The sequence below is a fragment of the Bradyrhizobium sp. UFLA06-06 genome (assembly GCF_054820065.1).
In genome coordinates this window covers 24105-40161 of the sequence record NZ_JADFUD010000004.1, presented here as the reverse complement: position 1 = coordinate 40161, position 16057 = coordinate 24105, and the positions used below count along the sequence as shown (strand labels likewise).

Here is a 16057-nt window from a genome sequence, read left to right as displayed (position 1 = left end):
CGATGACGATCCATCTTATCTCATCGCGTTTCAGCAGCGGATCCGCCCTCAGTGCGGAGCGATGAGGAAAGCCATGCACTACACCCCTGCCCGGCCCGATCCCAAGGCCCCGCCCGTTCGCATCAACCTTCTGTCCGATACGCAGACCAAGCCGACGCCGGCGATGCGCGAGGCGATGGCGAAGGCGGAGGTCGGCGACGAACAGGTCGGGGATGATCCGACCACCAACGAGCTCTGCGCCCGCGTCGCCGATCTGCTCGGCAAGCAAGCCGCCGTGTTCATGCCGTCAGGCACGATGTGCAACGTTGCGGCGACGCTGGCCTATTGCCGCCCCGGCGACGAGATTTTGGCGCATGCGACCGCGCATATCATTGCGCGCGAGGGCGGCGCCCATGCCGCGCTCGGCGGTTTCCAGATCACGCAGCTGCCGGGCGATGACGGCCAGTTCACGCCGGAGACCTTCCAGGCCGCGCTGCATCCGCGCACCCGCTACCAGCCGCCGCAGGTGCTCGTCAGCGTCGAGCAGACCGCCAATATCGGCGGCGGCACGATCTGGAAGAAGGCGGCGCTCGACGAGGTCGTGCGCATCGCCAAGGCCCACGGCCTTGTCACCCACATGGACGGCGCGCGGCTGCTCAATGCGACCGTCGCGTCCGGCATCTCGCCGCGCGACATGACGGCGGGCTGGGATTCCGCCTGGATCGATTTCTCCAAGGGCCTCGGCGCGCCGATCGGCGGCGTGATCGCCGGCACCCGGGCGTTCATCGACGATGTCTGGCGCTGGAAGCAGCGGCTCGGCGGCTCGATGCGGCAGTCCGGCGTCTGCGCCGCGGCCTGCATCCATGCGCTCGATCACCATGTCGACCGCCTCGCCGACGACCACGCCAATGCGCGGGCGCTGGCGCGCGGCCTGTCTCAGATCAACGGCATCGCGGTACAGGCGCCGGAGACCAACCTCGTCTTCTTCAAGCCCGACGGCGCCGGCGTATCAGGCGACAAGATGGTCGCCGAGCTGCGCAAGCGCGGCGTGACACTGGCGATGATGGACGGCCGGATCAGGGCCTGCACGCATCTCGATGTCACCGCAGCGATGATCGAGGAAGCGGTCGGGCAGGTCAGGGACATCGTGCGCGCGGCGTAACTCCCGTGGCCCGGATGGAGCTCCATGGAAATCCGGCTGCCAAACTACGGCAGCCGTTTTCCGACGTAGTCAGTTCCTTCCTGGTGAAGGGTCACTTGCATTGCCGCGTTCTGGCCGTCCGTGTCGAATGACAGCGCGGCATCGACGATCTTGAAAAAGAACTCGTGATCGCTGGTGGCGAAGATTTCGCGCCGCTCCTGCCCTGTCGCCTCGCTGAACAGGCGATTGCCGACCCTTGTGACGTGGATCGAAAATTCCGGCGAGAACCGATAGGTCCCGACCAGACGGTCCAGCGTCTGCGGGCTCACTGCAAGGAACTTCCCGACCTTGGCCTGGCGATCCGGCCAGCGGTACTCGGCCGCGATGCTGCGCAGGATCTCGTCGACGAGGATCCGACCGCCCCAGCCGTTGGTCATGACAACGGCGCCATCGCCGTTCTCGAAAATGACCATGGTGTCGATGAAGCCCTCGTTCACGCCGTTGTGCCAGAATTGCCGGTTGGGCGCCGAGCCGCGAACCAGCCAGCCCAGCCCGCGTCGTCCGATCCCAGGGGGTAGCCCGTCGGCACTGCCAAGAACCGGCGAGAGCATCTCGGCCGTCATCGATTGCGACAGAACGGGATTGCTCCGACCGGCTAGCGAATCCAGCACGCCGAGCAAGAGATGGGCGAGATCGGCCGGCGTCGTCCATAATCCCGCGGCGGCCAGTTCGGGATAGACATGCGGGCCGCCCGGCACCGGCGCGCCGTCTGACCGGTACGGCGTGGCGGCCATCGTCAAACGATCCGCAGGCAATGGCTGCGCGAAGCTGGAATGCGTCATCCCGAAAGGCTTGAGGACGACATCGTCGAGCAGCGCAGGAAACGGCCGCCCCATCACGTCGACGAGCAGTTGCTGAACGATCGTGTAGCCGCTGCCGGAATATTGATCCTGCTTGCCGGGTTCGTGCTCGACCCGGACAGGCGCGCTGTTCGCAGGCGGCGTGCCATCGAGAATCTGGCGAAGAGAGGGGACCGGCTGGCCGACCTGATAGCCCGGGTAGTAGGGCACGTTCGTCCCGGCCGTGTGGCTCAGCAACCGCCGAACTGTCACCCGGGACCGGGGATACGGATAGTTCGGAATCTTCCAGCTCTTGAGCGCAGCGTTGACGTCCGCATCGAGATCGAGCTTGCCGGCCTGGGCCAGCGCAAGAGCGGCGATGGCGGTCACCGGCTTGCTGATCGAGGCCGCCTGAAACAGCGTTTCCGGCACCACGGGCGGACCGCCGACGGCGGCTGAGCCAAAGCCGCGCGCCCATTCGATGGCGCCGCCATGAATCACCGCGATGCTGACACCGGGAACGTGCAGCTCGTTCATGCGATCGGCAAGCGTCATTGGCGCATCGCCGTCGACGACAATCGCCGTCCTCAGGCCGTTCAAGACATGGTCGATCCGCTGCATGACGTCGGCATCACCGAGGCGGCGAGGTTCTTCGGCCAGAACAGGCCGGCACGCAGTCATGGCGGCAGATGTGACGGCCACCAGGATGAGCTTGCGGAGAGTGAATGTCATCGCCTGCATGACCACCTCCGCGCGCCACGTCTACCGTCCCATCGCCCGGTAGATCAGCGCCTTCAGCTCCTGCTGGATCCGGCCGCGCTGCGACGGCGTCTGCACCATGAAGATGCCGAACAGATCGTCCGCGGGATCGATGAAGAAGAAGGTGCCTCCGACACCGTCCCAGCGATACTCGCCCAGCGGCCAGTCTGTGTTCACCGGCACCGAGGTGCGGACCGCGAAGCCGAGGCCGAAGCCGGAGTTCGGACCGGGATAGTAGTTCTGGTCGCGCACGACGCCGGTCTCCGGACCGATATGGTCCCTCGCCATCAGCGCGATGGTCTCCGCCTTCAGATAGCGCCTGCCTTCATAGCTGCCGCCATTCAGCAGCATCTGCGAGAAGCGCGCATAGTCGCCGATGGTGCCGACCATGCCGCCGCCGCCGGATTCCCATCGCAGCGGCTTGCGCGGATTGCGGACGTCGGCGACCGGACTGATGGTGCGATCCTTCGGCATCGGCTCGGCGATCAGCGGCCATTTCGTCCGGTCGGCGACATAGAACGCGGTCTCGTTCATCCCGAGCGGGCCGAGCAGCCGCTCCTTCTCGACCTGAAACAGCGATTTGCCTGTTATCACCTCGATGATGCGGCCGAGCACGTCGGTGGAATGGCCGTAGTCCCATTGTGCGCCGGGTTGTTCGGCAAGCGGCAATGCCGCAAGCCGCGCCACGAATTCGGCATTGTCGGGATCGTTGTCGAACAGGCCGGCATCGGCGTAGGTCTTGTTCACGATACCACCGCCGTAATAGCCGTAAGGCAGGCCGGCGGTGTGGCGCATCAGGTCTTCGATGGTGATGGGGCGCTTGAGCGGCTCCAGCGTCATCGCCATCTTGCCCTCATCGCCGCGCTTTTCCATCCCGACCTTCATATCGGCAAAGGCCGGGACATATTTCGACACCGGATCGCCGAGGGCGAGCTTGCCTTCCTCGACCAGCATCATCGCGATGACCGTGGTGATCGGCTTCGACATCGAATAGAGGCGGAAGATGGTATCCGCGCTCATCGAGAACTCGGTGGCGACGTCGCGAACCCCGAACTTCTCGTAATAGACCGGCTTGCCATGCTGCTGCAGCAGCAGGATCGCGCCCGGGATCTTTCCGGTCGCGACCTCGTTCCGGACATAGTCGGAGACCTTGGCGAGGCCTTCCGCCGAGAAGCTGTGCGCGGCCGGCCCCGCGGAGCCGGCCTTCGCAACCGTTGCGACCAACGCGAACGCGAGTGACGCGACGAACGCGCGGCCCCCACGCATGCAAGCGCATGAGCCGATCCGCCTGAATCGGATCATGCCGTCATTCCCTTCTTTTCAACGCGTTGCTTCACGCGAACCGGTATCCACTTCGCTCGAAAACGCTCTAGTTTTCCATGGCTTCATAGACAAGCTGCTTCAGCGTCCGCTGGATGCGCTGACGCTCGGTCGGCGTCTGCTCCAGCAGGACGAAGAAGAAGTCCTGCTTGCGGTCGATGACATAATAGCAGCCGCTGGCGCCGTCCCATTTCAGCTCGCCGAGATCGCCGGGCGGCGGCGGCTTCGCAGTGCCGGGATCGGTGCGCACCGCGATGCCAAGCCCGAAGCCGAAGCCGTCGCCGGGGAAGTAGAAAAAGTCGCGCTCGACGCCGGAGCCCGGCCCGACGCGGTCGGTCGTCAGCTCCTTGAACGTCTCCGGCTTCAGAATGGTCTTGCCGTCGAGGGTGCCGCCGTTAAGCAGCATCTGCGCGAAGCGCGAATAATCCGCCATGGTCGAGACCATGCCGCCGCTGGCGGACTCCCATTTCTTGGCCTTGGTCGGATCGTTGACCCGGCCGACCCGGAAGTCGCTGTCGTTCGGCATCGGTTCGGCCATCAGCTTCTGCTTCTCGGGATCGGTGACGAAGAAGCCGGTGTCCTTCATGCCGAGCGGGTCGAGCAGCCTTTCGCGCTCGATCGTCGAGAGCTTCTCGCCGGTGGTCAGCTCCATCACGCGCGCCAGAATGTCGGTGGAATGGCCGTATTGCCAGAGCGCGCCGGGCTGGTTGTGCAGCGGCAGCTTGGCGATCCGCTCGGCGAATTCGGCGAGATCGAAATCTCCGCCGTAGATATTGGCTTCCTTGTAGGCCTTGCGGACCAGGCTGTCGCCATAGAAGCCGTAGGTGATACCCGACGTATGCGTCATCAGATCGAGGATCGTGAGCGGCCGCTTTGGCGGCACCAGCTCCAGCGTCTTGGTGCCGTCCTCGGCCTTTTTCTCGACGCCGACCTTCACGTTGGCGAAGGACGGAATGTATTTCGAGACGGGATCGTCGAGCTTGTATTTCCCTTCCTGCAGCAACTGCATCGACACCACGGCGGTGATCGACTTGGACATCGAGGCCAGGCGGAAGATGGTCTTGTCCGTGATCGGCACCTTGCTGACCACATCCTGCACGCCGAAGGCCTCGTGATACACCGGCTTGCCGTGCTGCTGGATCAGGACGATAGCGCCCGGAATCTTTCCGGTCGCGACCTCGTTCTTGAAGAACTCGCTGATCCTGGCGAGCTTGGCGGGATTGAAATGCGCACCCGCCGGAATCTCGTAGGTGCCCTCGGTGTGCGGGTACGCCGGCGCCGCCAGCACCACCGCGGCGGCGGCTGCGGCGGCGCACGTCAAACGAAATGAATGCATTTGAACTATCCCTCCCCGGAAATCACGGGGAAGTGTAGCGGCGGTATCATCAGGCACAAGGGCTGCCAAAGGCCTCCAGGACCTCCTGATGAAGCTGACCGCTTTGGGGCGAGAAGCAGCAGAAGATCACCTGCGTGAGGCCGGGTGCGGCGACCAGGGCATCGACGACGGCCTTGACCGCAATGCCGGCGGCGCGGTCCGGCGGGAAGTGATAGACGCCGGTCGAGATGGCGGGAAATGCAATAGAGCCAAGCTGATTGGCGTGGCACAGCTCAATGCCGCGGCGATAGCAGGATGCGAGCAGCGCATCCTCGTTTTGGGTGCCGCCGTGCCAGATCGGGCCGACGGCGTGGATCACGTGCTTGGCCGGGAGCCGATAGCCTTTGGTGATCTTGGCGTCGCCGGTCTTGCAGCCGTGCAGGGTGCGGCACTCGGCGAGCAGCTCGGGGCCTGCGGCACGATGGATCGCGCCGTCGACACCGCCGCCACCGAGCAGCGATGAATTGGCCGCGTTGACGATGGCGTCAACGCGCAGGGTCGTGATGTCGGTAACGATGACTTCGAGCCGCGCCTTGCCGATCTGGCGCGCCGTCAAGGTCAGGCAGCCACGTCGACCGGGATGCCCTTGTCGGCAAACAGCTGCTGCAATTCGCCGGCCTGGAACATCTCGCGGATGATGTCGCAACCGCCGACGAACTCGCCCTTCACATAGAGTTGCGGAATCGTCGGCCAGTTCGAATAGACCTTGATGCCATTGCGCAGTTCGGCGGACTCGAGAACGTTGAGGCCTTTGTAGCCGACGCCGATGTGGTCGAGGATCTGCACGACCTGACCGGAAAACCCGCACTGCGGGAATTGCGGCGTGCCCTTCATGAACAGCACGACGTCGTTCGACTTCACTTCGTTGTCGATGAATTGCTCGATGCTCATTTTCGCTTCCTTCGGGGGCGACGCTCTCAGTCCTTGACGGGCCGGCCCGCCCTTCTAACCCGTGACTGACTATATATGTAGCTCAAACCATTGTGCATCCAAAGCAAAATGGCGGAAATCTGGCATGCGCCGGGCGCTGCGGGCGCCCAAAAGGGGCCGGGATTATCTGACGGCCCCAATATCATCGCGGGGGGAGGCTTTTTTCCCGTAACGGAGCCCCTATCTAGGACGAACTGTCCGTCGGGAACCAGTTTGCCGAAGCAACGTTCTCTCCCTTGAATCGGAGACCCCTGTGACGAAACCAGCCTCTGCCGCGGCCGCCCTTCCCGCCGCCTCCCCGTCACTGTCCTCCGAATCCGGGCCGCTCGCCGAGCGGCTCGTGAACGCCTATCGCGCCGTCCGCGACGAGACCGAGCGCCGGACCGCGCCGCTGTCGCCCGAAGACCAGCTGATCCAGTCGATGCCGGATGCGAGCCCCGCCAAATGGCACCGCGCCCATACCACCTGGTTCTTCGAGCAGTTTCTGCTCGGCGAGCACGTCGAGGGCTACACGCCATTCCATCCGGACTACGCTTATCTGTTCAATTCCTATTACGTCAGCGCCGGTCCGCGGCACGCCCGCCACCAGCGCGGCCATTTGACCCGCCCGACCGCCGACGAAGTCACCGCCTACCGCCGTCATGTCGACGCCGAGGTGGTGAAATTCTTCCGGACTGCCGGAGCCGACAAGCTCGAGGCGCTGGTGCCGCTGGTCGAGGTCGGCCTCAATCACGAGCAGCAGCATCAGGAGCTGATGTACACCGACATCCTGCATGCCTTCGCGCAGAACCCGATCCCGCCGGCCTACGATCCGGCGTGGCGCTTCCCGGCGGCGCATCGCGGGCCTGAGGAATGGGTGACGCTCAACGAAGGCATCCACACCGTCGGCCACGCCGACGACAGCTTCCATTTCGACAATGAGAAGCCCGCGCATCGCGCTCTGGTCGGCCCGGTCAAGCTCGCGAAGAATCTCGTCACCAATGCCGACTGGCTCGCCTTCATCAAGGACGGCGGCTATTCCACCGCCACGCTGTGGCTGATGGATGGCTTTGGCACCGTGAGCAACGAGGGCTGGCAGGCACCCGGCCATTGGCGCGAGATCGACGGCGAATGGAAGATCATGACGCTCGGCGGCCTGCAGCCGATCGATCCGTCAGCGCCGGTTTGCCATGTCAGCTATTACGAGGCCGACGCCTTCGCCCGATGGGCCGGCAAGCACCTGCCGACCGAGATGGAGTGGGAGGTCGCCGCGCGCGCCGGCCTGCTCAACGACGCCTACGGCATCGTCTGGCAATGGACCCGCAGCGCCTATTCGCCCTACCCGGGCTACCGCGCGATCGAGGGCGCGCTCGGTGAGTACAACGGCAAGTTCATGGTCAACCAGCTCGTGCTGCGCGGCTCGTCGCTGGCGACGCCTTCAGGTCACAGCCGTGTCACCTACCGCAACTTCTTCTATCCGCACCATCGCTGGCAATTCACGGGGTTACGCCTCGCCGACTATGCCTGATCAAGCACTGTCGACATCAATGGCGCGCCGGTAAGCGCGTTCGGGAGAGTATCATGAATGTGCATGCCGCCGCTTTGGCCAAAGCGTATCCGTTCGACGAAGCGACTTCGGCGTTCGCCGGCGACGTGATCGGCAATCTCGCCCGTCACCCGAAGCGGCTGTCGCCGAAATATTTCTACGACGCCACCGGCTCCGAGCTGTTCGAGCAGATCACGGTGCTGCCGGAATATTATCCGACGCGCACCGAGCTTGGCATCCTGCGCGACCGCGGCGACGAGATCGCCGCGATCATCCCTGACGGCGCGGCGCTGGTCGAGTTTGGCGCCGGCGCGACCACCAAGGTGCGTCTGCTGCTCGAGCATTGCGAATTCGCAGCCTACGTGCCGGTCGATATCTCGGGCGATTTCCTCAAAGCCCAGGCCGACGGGTTGCGGAAGGATTTCCCCGGTCTCGGCATCTACCCGGTCGCGGCCGATTTCACCACGCCGTTCGCGCTGCCCGAGGCCGTCGCCGCGATGCCGAAGGTCGGCTTCTTCCCCGGCTCGACGCTCGGCAATTTCGAGCCGAGCGAGGCCTTGGCCTTCCTGCGCAGCGCACGCCAGATCCTCGGCCACGGCGCGCAGATGATCATCGGCGTCGACCTCGAGAAGGACGAGCGCGTGCTGTACGACGCCTATAACGACGCTGCCGGCGTCACCGCGCGGTTCAACCTCAATGTGCTGGTTCGCATCAACCGCGAGCTCGGCGGCAATTTCGATCTGTCGGGCTTCACGCACCGCTCGATCTACAACCGCGACCGCCATCGTATCGAGATGCACCTGATCAGCCGCAAGGCGCAGACCGTGCGCATCCTCGGCAATACCTTTGCGTTCCGTCCGGGCGAGAGCATTCACACCGAGAACAGCTACAAATACTCGCTCGAGCGTTTCACCGCGCTCGCCCGCAGCGGGGGCTGGACGGTGCGCGAGAGCTGGACCGACGCCAACACGATGTTCTCGGTGCACGCGCTGGTCGCGGACTAGCACCCAAACCTGGGGACGGGGCAAATCATGGGCAGGCGTCCGCTGCAGATCGCGACGGCGTTGCTCGCCCTGGTCCCGATCCTGACCGGCATCATCACCATGCTCGGCGTCAGCGATCCGCTCTACGCCTCCTCGGGCGTTCCGGCGCTGCCGGTGCTCGACAGCAATTTGCGCTTCTTCGGCGGGGTCTGGCTCGGTCTCGGGCTCGCACTGCTCTGGCTGGTGCCGCGCATCGAGAGCGAGGGCGTGCTGTTTCGGATGGTCTGGGGCGGCATCTTCCTCGGCGGCATCGGCAGGCTGCTGTCGATGCTGATGGTCGGCTTGCCGCCGCTGCCCTTCGTGGGCTTCACCGCGCTCGAAGTGATCGGCGCACCGCTGTTCGTCTATTGGCAGCACCGCGTGGCTACGGCCGGTCGCAAGTAGCGGCGGCCGCTATTCCTCTTCCCCCGTCGACCGCAGCGAGATCGACTCCCACGCCGCGACCACGATCATGATCGCGGTGGTAACGATCGAGAGCACCAGCGGCGACATCTCGCGCGCGAAATAGGCCGTGATCGCCAGCGCGACGATTCCGACGCCGTGCGACAGCTGCAGGAAGTTGCGGATCACATATTTGAACAGGATGGTCCCGACCAGGAACAGCATGGGCCCGCCGATCGAGCTGACGATCGTGTTCAGGTCGGAATGGCCGGACGGGTGCTTCAGCACCAGTTCGTCGGCCACCGCGGTGAGGATGATGCCGCCGACGATCGGCATGTGCAGATAGGTATAGGCGATCCGCGCCACGCGGCCGGATTCCTCTGACTTGGAGATCATGTCCGAGCCGGCCTCGGCGCCCTTGTGGAAATAGATCCACCACATCGCGATGCTGCCGACCAGCGCCGAGATGAACGCCGCCATGTTCTCCGGCGTCCAGGTCAGCTCGGCAAAGGTCGCGCCGTCGACCACGATGGCCTCGCCGAGCGCAATGATGATGAAGCCCGCGCAGCGTTCGGCCATGTGGCCGCCCTCGACCGACCACGCCTCGATCGAGGAAAAGCCGAGCCCAGGGGTCCAGAACCGCGCGGCTGGCGCGATATATTCGATGGTCAGCGCCGCGATCCAGAGCCACATCCGCGTCTCGTGCTCGGCGAAGCCGCCGAGAATCCACAGCACGGCCGAGCAGGAGAGCCAGGTCAGGATGCGGATGGCGTTGTGGCGCACCGCCGTCCGGCGCCGCGGCGTCGCCAGCAGCCAGAACGTGGTGCGGCCGACCTGCATTGCAGCATAGGTCCCGGCAAGCCACAGCCCGCGGCCCTCGAAGGCGGTCGGTATGGACGTCGACAGCAACAGCCCGCCCAGCATCAGTACGAACAGCAGCAGGCGGACCGGCGTCAGCTCGGGATTGAGCCAGTTGGTGACCCAGGTGGTGTAGACCCACACCCACCACACCGCGAGGAACAGCAGCGTGACCTGCACCGCCCCAAGCGGGGTGAAGTGGTGCAGCAGCGTATGCGACAGCTGCGTGACGGCGAAGACGAAGACGAGGTCGAAGAACAGCTCGGCATTGGTGACGCGGCTGTGCTGGTTCGGCACGATGACACGAAACATCGCGCCGCGCGGATTGTCTGCCATCGCTCGAGGCCCCCGCCTGCTGGCCGCCGGGGCCCTAGCCTTCCGGCACGCCGGTTTGCAGGGCCAGCGCGTGCAGCACGCCGCCCATCTGGCCCCTCAGCGACTGGTAGACGATCTGGTGCTGCTGGACGCGGGACTTGCCGCGGAAGGACTCGGAAATAACAGTGGCCGCGTAGTGGTCGCCGTCGCCGGCCAGATCGCGGATCGTCACCTCGGCATCGGGAATCGCTGCCTTGATCATCGATTCGATATCACGGGCGTCCATCGGCATCCCAGTCCACCTCCGTCAGGTCGTTCGAATCAGGCCGCTCGGCCAGATAAACCTAAGGATAAAACCTAGCCCTTGGGGTCTTCTAGGTCATCCCGGGCACACTATATTCCCATTCCCAGCGATTTAAACCTGCATCAATCGGTCACAAGCCATCACGCCAAAATGACCAGAAGAGGCGCAGAATCATGAAGCTCCCCGGCCCCGACCATCCGATCACCATCACGCCCAATGCCAAGCGCGTCCGCGTCACCGCCGACGGCGTCGTGATCGCCGAGACCACCCATGCGCTGACCTTGAAGGAAGCGAGCTATCCGGCCGTGCAATACGTCCCCCGGCAGGACGCCAACATGGAGCTGTTGACCCGCACCGAGCGGACCACGCATTGCCCGTACAAGGGGGACGCGAGCTACTTCAGCATCAAGGCCAACGGCAAGACGCTGGACAACGCGATCTGGACCTATGAGGAGCCCTTCCCGGCCATGACCGAGATCGCCGGCCACCTCGCCTTCTATCCGGACAAGGTGAAGATCGAGGAGGTCGCCTAGGGGAATCGTCGCCTGCCGCAAGCGCCGGGTCTCGCCCGGCCTTTCGTCGCGCGCTGACCCAGCCTGCAAAACGGCAATGCCCGGGCGAGGCCCGGGCATGACGTCGGGAGCGCTCGGCCCCGATCCCAGCTATACCCGGAATATCGTGAGCCCGAGGATCAGGAGCACCAGGAAGATCACGACGAATACATAGAACAGAAAGCGCGCGATGTCGGCGGAGGCGGCGGAAATGCCGGTGAAGCCGAGCAAGCCCGCGATGATCGACACGACAAGGAAGATCAGCGCCCATTTCAAAATTGTCATTGTTCACCCCGGATAACCGCGCGCGTCCCCAGTTCGGACGAGAACGCCCGCACCCGACCGCAGTTCCAAAAACGAAACAGATTCGCCGAGATGACCGACCTCGATACTCCCCGATCCGGCCGATTGGGCCTTGCTGAATCGGGTTCCCGATTGCAACATCAGAGTGCAGACCCGGCTGGTGGCACCATGAAATCGATTGCTCACGCGGCTCCGGCCGTCGACATCCAGGCAGCACCGAAGCTCCACAAGCGCAATGTCGCGCTGGACCGCGCGCGTACCTTCCTGACCCTGGTCGTGCTGCTGCACCACGCGGTGATCCCCTACACCTATTTCGGGCACACCGACCCGACATCGTGGATCGGCTTCGACTGCGTGGTGCTCGCCACCGACAGCTTCTTCATGGCGATGTTCTTTTTCCTGTCGGGGCTGTTCGTCTGGCCGGGGCTCGGAAACAAGCCATGGCTGATCTTCCTGCGCGACCGGCTGCTGCGGCTCGGCCTGCCGTTCGTGGTCTGCGCGGTCAGCGTGATTCCGCTCGCCTATTACGCGATCGCGCTGCGTCAGACGCCGGGGCTGAGCTTCTCCGAATTCTGGTGGAAAACCATGACGGTCGGACCATGGCCGAGCGGTCCGATCTGGTTCGTCTATGTCTTGATGGCCTTCGACCTGACGGCGAGCATTTTGTACCGGGTGTCGTCGCGTCTGCTCGATCCGATCAACCGTCTGTCGATCAAGGGATTTCGACGTCCCTCGAAGTTCTGGCTGTTCCTCGTCATCGTCAGTGCCGCCGCCTACCTGCCGATGCTGATCCATTACGGCCAGAACTACTGGTTCGAGTTCGGGCCGTTTTCGGTGCAGGCGAGCCGCGTGCTGCTGTATGCGTCCTACTTCTTCATCGGCGCGGGAATCGGGGCGGCGAACCTCGAGGGTGGCGTGCTCAGCGCCCACGGACGGCTGACCGAGCGGCGCTGGTTCTGGACCGGCATCACGCTGATCCCCTACTGTTTGATGTGGGTGATGATCTACATCAAGCGTATGATCATCGGTAACCCCGATCCGCTGCCCGGCTGGTATCTCGGGATCTACGGCAGCTTCTACGTGCTGTTCAGCGCCTCGATCCTGTTCGCGATCCTGGCCTACTTCCTGCAATCGAAATCGTCGGGCCCGACGCTGCTCGACCGCATGCAGGGCGACGCCTACGGCATGTTCCTGGTGCACTATCCGATCGTGCTGTGGCTGCAATACTGGCTGTTCGATATGGAGCTGCCGGCGTTCGCCAAGGCCGCGATCGCGTTCTTCGCCACCGTGGCGCTGAGCTGGGCGGTCACGGCCGTGCTGCGCAAGATTCCCGGCTCGAGATACGTGCTCTAATCATGCCGCGATCTCACCCCTCGCCGCCACGCTTTCCAGCCGCGGGGCGGCCGCCGCGCGATGGTCGCGGGCGATCAGGATGTAGAAGGTCGGCAGCACGAACAGCGTGAACAGCGTGCCGATCAGCATGCCCATCACCACGACGATGCCGATGGCGAAGCGGCTCGCCGCGCCGGCGCCGTCGGCATAGAGCAGCGGCGCGAGGCCCGCGACCATCGCGGCTGTTGTCATCAGCACCGGCCGCATCCGCACCGCGGCCGCCTTCTGGATCGCGGCGACCCGGTCGAGCCCTTCGTGATGCTGGATCTCGTTGGCGAAGCTCACCATCAGGATGCCGTGCTTGGAAATCAGCCCGATCAGGGTGACGAGGCCGATCTGGGTGTAGATGTTCAGCGTGGTGAAGCCGAAATACAGCGGCAGCAGCGCGCCGCAGACCGCGAGCGGCACCGTGACCATGATCACCAGCGGATCGCGAAAACTCTCGAACTGCGCCGCCAGCACCAGGAAGATCACGATCAGCGCCATGCCGAAGGTGACGATCAGGCGATTGCCCTCCTGGACATATTGCCGGCTGTCCGACAGCCAGTCGACCGTCATGCCCGGCGACAGTTTTTGCGCCTGCATGAACGACACCGCCTGTCCCATGGTCACGCCGGGCTTGAGCACCGCCGAGATCGTCGCCGCGTTCATCTGGTTGAACTGCGGCAGCCGGTTCGGCTCCGGCTTGACGTTGACCTTGATCACCGTCGACAGCGGAAACATCTGCCCCGAGCTCGAGCGGACGTTGAAGTTTCCGAGCCCTTCCGGCGTGACCCGGTCGACCTGGCGCACCTGCGGGATCACCTCGTAGGAGCGTTCGAAGAAATTGAAGCGGTTGACATAATTCTCGCCGACCAGCACCGCGAGCGTGTCGGCGATGGTCTGCATGCTGACTCCGGCCTCGGCCGCCTTGGCGTGATCGATGGTGATCCGCGCGGTCGGGCTGTCGAAGGCGAGGTCGCTGTCGACGAAGGCGAACAGCCCGCTCTTCCATGCGGCCCCCTTCAGCGTCTCGACCTCCTGATAGATGGTGGCGAAGTCGCCGGCCGAGCGCACCACCATCTGGAACGGCAGGCCGCCGGTCGCCGCCGGCAGCGCCGCCGGCTGGAACGGCGTCACGCTGGCGCCGAGCACGCCGTAGGACATGCCGTAGAGCTGGTTCTGGATGTCGTTGGCCGAGCGCTTGCGCTTGTCCCAATCGGTCAGGGTGATGCCGCCGAAGGCATGGTTCTGTCCGTCGGTACCGTTGATGAACCAGCTCGCGTGGTATTCGGGGAACGAGCGAAACAGCTGCTCGATCTGGTCAGAAGAGCGCGTGGTGTAGTCGACGCTGGCATATTGCGGCGCGCGGAGCACGGTGAACACATAGCCCTGGTCCTCGGAGGGCGCGAGCTCGCGCTGGCTGCCGAGGAACAGCACCACGATCGCCGCCAGCACGCTGAATGCCACCAGCAGCACTGCGGCGCGCATCTTGAGCGTCGCGGCCAGCAGCCGGCCGTAGCCGCGCGACAGCCTTGAGAACTGATGCTCGACGAAACGGGCAAACCGGCCGTGCGAGGTGGCTTCGCCGAGCAGCTGCGCGCTCATCATCGGCGACAAGGTCAGGGCGATGACGCCCGAGACCACGACCGAGCCCGCCAGCGTGAAGGCGAATTCGCGGAACAGGCTGCCGGTCAGGCCACCCATCAGGCCGATCGGCGCATAGACCGCGGCGAGCGTGATCGTCATCGCGATCACGGGACCGATGATCTCGCGCGCGCCGATCAGGGCCGCGTCGCCGGGCCTCCGTCCTTCCTCGATGTGGCGATGAATGTTCTCCACCACGACGATGGCGTCGTCGACCACGAGCCCGATCGCCAGCACCATCGCGAGCAGGGTCAGCAGATTGATCGAGAAGCCGAGCGCCAGCATCATCGCGGCGGTACCCACCAGCGACAGCGGCACGGTGACCACGGGGATCAGCACCGAGCGGAACGATCCCAGGAACAGCAGGATCACCACCACCACGATCGCGATCGCCTCGGCCAGCGAATGCTGCACCTCCGATATCGAGGCCTTGACGAAGTGCACGATGTTGAAGACGTCGGCGACCTTCAAACCGGGCGGTGCCACGCGGTTGAGGTCCTCGATCACCTTGCCGGTGGCGGCGACGATCTCCAAGGGATTGCCGTCGGGCGTCGGCTGCACCGCGATGTAGACCGTGGGCCTGCCGCTGTCGCGCGCATTGGAATCGTAGTTCTCGCCGCCGATCTCGAGCGTCGCGACGTCGCCGAGCCGCACCAGGCCCCCGCCGCCGGCGCCGGTCTTGATCACCATCTTGCGGAAATCGTCGAGATTGCGCAGATCGGTCGCCGCGGTGATGTTGGTGACGGTCATCTCGCCGCGCAGCCGCCCAGGCGCCGCCTGCACGTTGTTGGACCGCAGCGCGGCGGAGATATCGGCCGCGGTCAGCCCGCGCGCCGCAAGCTTGAACGGATCGATCCACACCCGCATCGCCAGCGACGATCCGCCCGAGGTGTCGGCCGACGCGACGCCGGGCACCGAGGTGAGCAGCGGCTGCGCCACGCGGGTGGCGAAGTCGGTGATCTGCGCCGGCGTCAGCGTGTCGCTGGTGAAGGCGATGTACTGCACCGCCGACGCGCCGTCGGTGATCTTGGTGATGACAGGGTCGAACACGCCGGCCGGCATCCGGTACTTGACCTGCTGCACCTTGGCGAGCACCTCGGTCATGGCGCGGTCGGCATTGGCGTTGAGCACCAGCTTGGCCTTGATCTGGCTGAGGCCGAGCGTCGAGTTCGAGGTCATGTACTCGATGCCGTTGGCGGTCGCGATCGATTGCGCGATGACAGACGTCACGAAGCCCTGCATGACGTCCTGGGTCGCGCCGGGGAACGAGACGTCGACCTGGATCGTCGCGCTCTCCATGCTGGGATATTGCCGCACCGGCAACGAGACCATCGCCGCGGTGCCGATCAAGAGGATCAGCAGGCTGACGACCGTCGCCAGAATCGGCCGGCGGATGAAGATGTCGGTGAAATGCAT

15 protein-coding genes are annotated in these 16057 nt (G+C 64.6%); 6 read left to right on the top strand and 9 right to left on the bottom strand.

The window, feature by feature from the left end:
* The first annotated feature begins 73 nt into the window (after positions 1–73).
* Positions 74–1141, top strand: a complete 1068-nt coding sequence (locus IF803_RS04505; protein WP_461191412.1) for a threonine aldolase family protein — start codon at positions 74–76, stop codon at positions 1139–1141.
* Positions 1142–1185: 44 nt separating this feature from the next.
* Here the strand turns inward: IF803_RS04505 and IF803_RS04500 are convergent, their stop codons facing one another.
* The 5 genes from IF803_RS04500 to grxD form a co-directional block, all read right to left on the bottom strand.
* Positions 1186–2700 carry a serine hydrolase gene (locus IF803_RS04500; protein ID WP_461191532.1) on the bottom strand — a complete coding sequence of 505 codons (1515 nt, stop codon included), beginning with the start codon at positions 2698–2700 and terminating at the stop codon, positions 1186–1188.
* Positions 2701–2721: 21 nt separating this feature from the next.
* The gene (locus IF803_RS04495) at positions 2722–3984 is read right to left on the bottom strand and encodes a serine hydrolase domain-containing protein (protein WP_461191531.1); all 1263 of its coding nucleotides are present in this window, start codon (positions 3982–3984) and stop codon (positions 2722–2724) included.
* Positions 3985–4087: 103 nt separating this feature from the next.
* Entirely contained in the window at positions 4088–5374 is a 1287-nt protein-coding gene (locus tag IF803_RS04490) for a serine hydrolase domain-containing protein (RefSeq protein ID WP_461191411.1), read from the bottom strand.
* Positions 5375–5423: 49 nt separating this feature from the next.
* Positions 5424–5975 carry an O-acetyl-ADP-ribose deacetylase gene (locus IF803_RS04485; protein ID WP_461191530.1) on the bottom strand — a complete coding sequence of 184 codons (552 nt, stop codon included), beginning with the start codon at positions 5973–5975 and terminating at the stop codon, positions 5424–5426.
* Positions 5972–6304, bottom strand: coding sequence for a Grx4 family monothiol glutaredoxin (grxD, locus tag IF803_RS04480; protein WP_016843475.1), 333 nt, complete (start codon positions 6302–6304; stop codon positions 5972–5974). The genes IF803_RS04485 and grxD overlap by 4 nt, the downstream gene beginning before the upstream one ends.
* A 292-nt stretch (positions 6305–6596) precedes the next feature.
* Here grxD and egtB point away from each other — a divergent pair, with 292 nt between their 5' ends.
* Genes egtB through IF803_RS04465 form a run of 3 tightly spaced genes read left to right on the top strand, consistent with a single transcriptional unit; the run spans position 6597 to position 9295 of the window.
* On the top strand, positions 6597–7850 hold the full coding sequence (gene egtB, locus IF803_RS04475) for an ergothioneine biosynthesis protein EgtB (protein WP_461191410.1): 1254 nt from the start codon (positions 6597–6599) through the stop codon (positions 7848–7850).
* 53 nt (positions 7851–7903) lie between these two features.
* Positions 7904–8872: an L-histidine N(alpha)-methyltransferase gene (egtD, locus tag IF803_RS04470; RefSeq protein WP_461191409.1), complete on the top strand. Its 969-nt coding sequence runs from the start codon at positions 7904–7906 to the stop codon at positions 8870–8872.
* 27 nt (positions 8873–8899) lie between these two features.
* Positions 8900–9295: a DUF4345 domain-containing protein gene (locus IF803_RS04465; RefSeq protein WP_028339891.1), complete on the top strand. Its 396-nt coding sequence runs from the start codon at positions 8900–8902 to the stop codon at positions 9293–9295.
* A gap of 9 nt (positions 9296–9304) precedes the next feature.
* Here the strand turns inward: IF803_RS04465 and IF803_RS04460 are convergent, their stop codons facing one another.
* Together IF803_RS04460 and IF803_RS04455 are read right to left on the bottom strand one after the other, a co-directional pair.
* Entirely contained in the window at positions 9305–10486 is a 1182-nt protein-coding gene (locus IF803_RS04460) for a low temperature requirement protein A (protein ID WP_461191408.1), read from the bottom strand.
* Positions 10487–10520: 34 nt separating this feature from the next.
* Positions 10521–10757, bottom strand: a complete 237-nt coding sequence (locus IF803_RS04455) for a BolA family protein (RefSeq protein ID WP_024518049.1) — start codon at positions 10755–10757, stop codon at positions 10521–10523.
* A 185-nt stretch (positions 10758–10942) separates the two neighbouring features.
* Here IF803_RS04455 and IF803_RS04450 point away from each other — a divergent pair, with 185 nt between their 5' ends.
* Positions 10943–11302, top strand: a complete 360-nt coding sequence (locus tag IF803_RS04450) for a DUF427 domain-containing protein (protein ID WP_016843469.1) — start codon at positions 10943–10945, stop codon at positions 11300–11302.
* Positions 11303–11431: 129 nt separating this feature from the next.
* Here the strand turns inward: IF803_RS04450 and IF803_RS04445 are convergent, their stop codons facing one another.
* Positions 11432–11605 carry a DUF1328 domain-containing protein gene (locus IF803_RS04445; RefSeq protein WP_024582607.1) on the bottom strand — a complete coding sequence of 58 codons (174 nt, stop codon included), beginning with the start codon at positions 11603–11605 and terminating at the stop codon, positions 11432–11434.
* 186 nt (positions 11606–11791) lie between these two features.
* On the opposite strand from IF803_RS04445, the gene IF803_RS04440 reads away from it, so the two are divergent.
* Positions 11792–12976 (top strand): acyltransferase family protein, encoded by a 1185-nt coding sequence (locus tag IF803_RS04440; protein ID WP_461191407.1) that lies wholly within the window; start codon positions 11792–11794, stop codon positions 12974–12976.
* On the opposite strand, the gene IF803_RS04435 is transcribed toward IF803_RS04440, so the two are convergent.
* On the bottom strand, positions 12977–16057 hold the full coding sequence (locus tag IF803_RS04435) for an efflux RND transporter permease subunit (protein ID WP_461191406.1): 3081 nt from the start codon (positions 16055–16057) through the stop codon (positions 12977–12979). It abuts the gene before it with no gap.

Bases quoted from the DNA above. Each gene is read 5' to 3' on its own strand.
- IF803_RS04505 (WP_461191412.1), top strand. From the start codon at position 74: ATGCACTACACCCCTGCCCGGCCCGATCCCAAGGCCCCGCCCGTTCGC.
- IF803_RS04500 (WP_461191532.1), bottom strand. From the start codon at position 2,700: ATGCAGGCGATGACATTCACTCTCCGCAAGCTCATCCTGGTGGCCGTC.
- IF803_RS04495 (WP_461191531.1), bottom strand. From the start codon at position 3,984: ATGCGTGGGGGCCGCGCGTTCGTCGCGTCACTCGCGTTCGCGTTGGTC.
- IF803_RS04490 (WP_461191411.1), bottom strand. From the start codon at position 5,374: ATGCATTCATTTCGTTTGACGTGCGCCGCCGCAGCCGCCGCCGCGGTG.
- grxD (WP_016843475.1), bottom strand. From the start codon at position 6,304: ATGAGCATCGAGCAATTCATCGACAACGAAGTGAAGTCGAACGACGTC.
- egtD (WP_461191409.1), top strand. From the start codon at position 7,904: ATGAATGTGCATGCCGCCGCTTTGGCCAAAGCGTATCCGTTCGACGAA.
- IF803_RS04465 (WP_028339891.1), top strand. From the start codon at position 8,900: ATGGGCAGGCGTCCGCTGCAGATCGCGACGGCGTTGCTCGCCCTGGTC.
- IF803_RS04460 (WP_461191408.1), bottom strand. From the start codon at position 10,486: ATGGCAGACAATCCGCGCGGCGCGATGTTTCGTGTCATCGTGCCGAAC.
- IF803_RS04455 (WP_024518049.1), bottom strand. From the start codon at position 10,757: ATGCCGATGGACGCCCGTGATATCGAATCGATGATCAAGGCAGCGATT.
- IF803_RS04450 (WP_016843469.1), top strand. From the start codon at position 10,943: ATGAAGCTCCCCGGCCCCGACCATCCGATCACCATCACGCCCAATGCC.
- IF803_RS04445 (WP_024582607.1), bottom strand. From the start codon at position 11,605: ATGACAATTTTGAAATGGGCGCTGATCTTCCTTGTCGTGTCGATCATC.
- IF803_RS04440 (WP_461191407.1), top strand. From the start codon at position 11,792: ATGAAATCGATTGCTCACGCGGCTCCGGCCGTCGACATCCAGGCAGCA.
- IF803_RS04435 (WP_461191406.1), bottom strand. From the start codon at position 16,057: ATGCATTTCACCGACATCTTCATCCGCCGGCCGATTCTGGCGACGGTC.